This window comes from Methylobacterium nigriterrae (assembly GCF_037106235.1).
Classification (GTDB): Bacteria; Pseudomonadota; Alphaproteobacteria; order Rhizobiales; family Beijerinckiaceae; genus Methylobacterium; species Methylobacterium nigriterrae.
In genome coordinates this window covers 1-574 of the sequence record NZ_JBAWTG010000499.1, presented here as the reverse complement: position 1 = coordinate 574, position 574 = coordinate 1, and the positions used below count along the sequence as shown (strand labels likewise).

Genomic DNA, 574 nt, shown 5'->3' with positions numbered 1-574 from the left:
CAGCGCCTCCACTCAGCCCTCGGGTACCGTACGCCTGAGCAGGCCGAGCAGCGCTGGGCAACGTAACCTCCGTGTCCACAAAAACGGGGGAGGATCAGCTCATGGCTCCCGCCCCAGTGAGGACGGGATCGTGCCCGCATCCATCCAGCGCGCCTGCCACAACCGCTTGCTGAAGGCGCTGCCCGAGGCGGACTTCGCCCTGCTGCAGCCCCACCTGATGACCGTGCCGCTCCGGCTGGGCGAGGTTGTGGTCAAGCCCGACACGCCGATCGAGCGCGTCTGCTTCATCGAGGACGGGATCCTCTCCCACATCGTCACAGCAGCCGACGGCAAGCAGATCGAGCTGGCGCTCGTCGGCCGCGAGGGCCTGGTCGGCGTACCGGTGCTGTTCGGGACGGATCGGTCCCCGCACGAAGATCGGGTGCAGGCGACGGGTTACGCCTGGTGTGTGTCCTCGGATGCCCTGCGCAAGGTTCTCGGCAGCAGTCCCGGTCTGCACGCGCTGCTGCTGCGCTACGTTCAGTCCCTCAATGTCCAGGTCGCCGGCACGGCCCTGGCCAACACGCGCTACAAG

At 67.8% G+C, this 574-nt stretch carries 1 protein-coding gene; it reads left to right on the top strand.

Features of this window, described 5'->3' with window-relative positions; all coding sequences use genetic code 11:
• Positions 1-130: 130 nt before the first annotated feature.
• Positions 131-574 (top strand): Crp/Fnr family transcriptional regulator (locus WDW90_RS37940; protein ID WP_336492851.1); only part of this gene is annotated, 444 nt, incomplete at its 3' end.